Annotated in this window: 2 protein-coding genes; both read right to left on the bottom strand. The window is 75.3% G+C overall.

Features of this window, described 5'->3' with window-relative positions; translation table 11 throughout:
* Nucleotides 1-33: 33 nt before the first annotated feature.
* Entirely contained in the window at nucleotides 34-2,088 is a 2,055-nt protein-coding gene (locus DZG00_RS14065) for a CocE/NonD family hydrolase (RefSeq protein ID WP_119382403.1), read from the bottom strand.
* On the bottom strand, nucleotides 2,085-3,020 hold a 936-nt coding region (locus DZG00_RS14060), incomplete at its 5' end, for an ABC transporter ATP-binding protein (RefSeq protein WP_233550150.1). The genes DZG00_RS14065 and DZG00_RS14060, both read right to left, overlap by 4 nt.

Genomic DNA, 3,020 nt, shown 5'->3' with positions numbered 1-3,020 from the left:
TCCCGGCGCGCGCGCCGGCGCCCGTGCCCGCGCTCACGCGGACGTCCGCGGCACGAGGTCGTCGAACGTGCGGTCGGCGACGAGCACCTCGGGAGCGTCGGGGCCGCCGTCTCGCGCCCACGCCTGCAGCGTGTTGACCACGCGGTAGGCGTCCGCGTCCGCGGTGACCCGCGAGGTCGTCTCGAGGCGCGCGCGCCAACCCGGCTGCTCCAGGCCGATCGCCCAGCGGCTCTCGGCGACGGCGGACAGCGGGTCGCCCTCGGTGATCCGGTACGTCTCGCGGCTGGACTCGGTGAAGACGAGGCCGTCGGGGTAGATCCGGGATCCGCCGTAGCCGGGGTCGACGTCGAGCGTCCACTCGCCGGTCGCCACGTCGTGGGAGACGCTGCGCTCGGGCAGGCCGGAGGCGTCGGGGATCCGCTGGATCGCGAGCGGCGTGGACTGCACGGCCTCCTCGAAGCGCACGCCGTCGTCCTCCGCGCGCGTCCAGACCGGCAGGGTCACGGAGCTGCGGGAGGGCGCGACGACGAGGGTCGCCTCGCGGGCGTGCGGCCAGATCCACGGCCAGTACGCGGACGACACGGCGATGCGCAGCCGGTGCCCCGCGGGGAAGGCGTGTCCGGTCGCGACGAGCTGGACGCGCACGACCTCCTCCTCGCCGGGCACCATCGGGTCGATCCGCGCGCGGTCGATCCGCTTGTTAAGGTTGAGCGCGCCGCGCGTCACGAGGGTGGACGCGCCGTCGGGCGCGACATCGCAGAGCCGCACGACGAGGTTCGCGTCGGGCAGGTCGCTCGTGACGGCGAGGTCGACCACCACGTTGCCGAGCACGTCGAGCGGCTCGTCGAGCAGCAGGTCGAAGCAGACGGAGAGGCCGTCCTCGGCGCGCTGGTCCGGCGGCAGGTCGGTGGCGTTGCCGAACGGGAAGAAGCGCCCGGCGTCGAGCCCGGTGCGCTGGGGCGAGCGGATCACGACGGGGTCGCCCGCGGCGGCGGGCCCGTGGAACACGTCGAGCGGCAGCACGGGCGAGGCCGAGACGGACGCGGGAGGCGGCCACGACGCCGCGGCGACCCAGCGCCCGGTGCGCTCGGGGTAGCTCGTGGCGGGCGGCTCGGAGTCGCTGATGAAGGCACGGAGCGCGGGATCCGCCTCGACCCCGGTGTCGACGCCCTTCAGCCAGCGGTCCCACCAGCGCAGCGTCTCCTGCAGGAAGCCGATCGACGGTCCGGGCGTGAGCCCGCGGTCCGGGTACTGGTGCGACCACGGGCCGACGATGCCCTTCGCCGGGCCGGGCAGGTCCTCGACGAGGCGGAGTACGGCGTCGCGGTACGGATCCGCCCACCCGCCGACCGCGAGCACGGCCGCGTCGATGGCCGAGTAGTCCTCGCACACGCTGCCGTGCCGCCAGTAGTCGTCGCGCTCCTGGTGCGCGAGCCAGGTCGGGGTCATCGGCCGGTTGGATTCGAGGCGCTCGCGCCAGCGCTCCACCCAGTCGGCGCCCACGACCTCGGGACGCGGCGGCCGCGAGTTGAACGCGAACATCGTCGCGCCCCACGCCGCCATGTCGATGCCGAGCACGGCGCCGCCCATGTAGTGCACGTCGTCGTCGTAGCGGTCGTCGGTGGAGCAGACGGTGACGACGGCCTTCAGGGCCTCGGGCGCGCGGGCCGCGAGCTGCAGGCCGTTGAAGCCGCCCCACGAGATCCCGAAGACGCCGACGGCGCCCGTGCACCAGTCCTGCGCGGCGATCCACTCGATCACCGCGACGCCGTCGTCGAGCTCCTGCGCGGAGTACTCGTCGACGAACAGGCCGTCGGAGGATCCCGTGCCGCGGATGTCGACGCGGATGGACGCGTAGCCGTGGGCCGCGTACCAGGGGTGCCGCTCGCTGTCGCGCGGGGCGGTCCAGTCGTCGAGCCGGTACGGGAGGTACTCGAGGAGCGCGGGGACGGGCGCGTCCGTGGCGGGCGCCCAGATGCGGGCGTGCAGGCGGGCGCTGTCGGGCATCGGGATCCAGACGTCGCGCTGCGTGACGGCGGCGCCGGCCTCGGCCTCGGGCGGCCTCGTCCCTCGTGCGGCGTCGGTCATCGTGCGTCCTCCCAGTCCCGGATCCGGTGCCCGTCGCCGAGCTCCCTCCACCCTCCACCGGCGGCGTCGCGCCAGGTGGCCGTCACGTCGGCGACGTCCGGCAGCTCGGTCGCGCCGGGCTCGAGCGTCGCCGCGAGCAGCTGCGACGTGTAGGGGTGGTTCGGCCCCTGGAACACGCGCTCGGTCGGGCCGATCTCCACGATCCGCCCGCCGGTCATCACGGCCACGCGGTCCGCGACGCCGCGCACCACCGCGAGGTCGTGGCTGATGAAGAGGCAGCTGAGGCCCTTGTCGCGCTGCAGGTCGGCGAGCAGCTGGAGGATCTCGGCCTGCACGCGCACGTCGAGCGCGGTCGTGATCTCGTCGGCGATCACGAGCTGCGGCCCGGCGGCCAGCGCCCGGGCGATCCCGATGCGCTGCCGCTGCCCGCCCGAGAGCTGGCTCGGGAGCCGGGCCGCGAAGTCCGGCGAGAGCCCGACCTCGGTGAGGATCTCGCCCACGCGCTCGGCCGACGCCCGGCCCGTGAAGAGCTTGAGCGGCCGCGCGATCGCCGCGCCGACCGTCCGCCGGGGGTTGAGCGAGGTGTCCGCGTTCTGGAACACGAGCTGCACCGCGCGCCGGAGCTCGGGGGAGCGGCCGGCGACCGCGGAGGTCAGGTCGCCCGTGACGCCGTCGCCCTGGAAGCGGAACGTGCCGGACTCGGTGGGCACCAGGCCGGCGAGCGCGGTCGCGAGCGTGGTCTTGCCGCTGCCGGACTCGCCGACGACCGCGAGGGTCTCGCGCGGCGCGATCGTGAACGACACGTCCGAGACCGCGGGGGCGAGGCCGCGCGCGTACCGGACGACGAGGCCGTCGGCGACGACCATCGGGGGCGCCGCGGCGGGATCGGCAGCGGCGGCGGCAGCGACGGCGGCGGCGGCAGCGGCAGCGGA

Source organism: Clavibacter lycopersici, from assembly GCF_003576405.1.
Classification (GTDB): Bacteria; Actinomycetota; Actinomycetes; order Actinomycetales; family Microbacteriaceae; genus Clavibacter; species Clavibacter lycopersici.
Note: the sequence above shows the minus strand (reverse complement) of the source record. Positions and strands in the feature narration are given on the sequence as shown.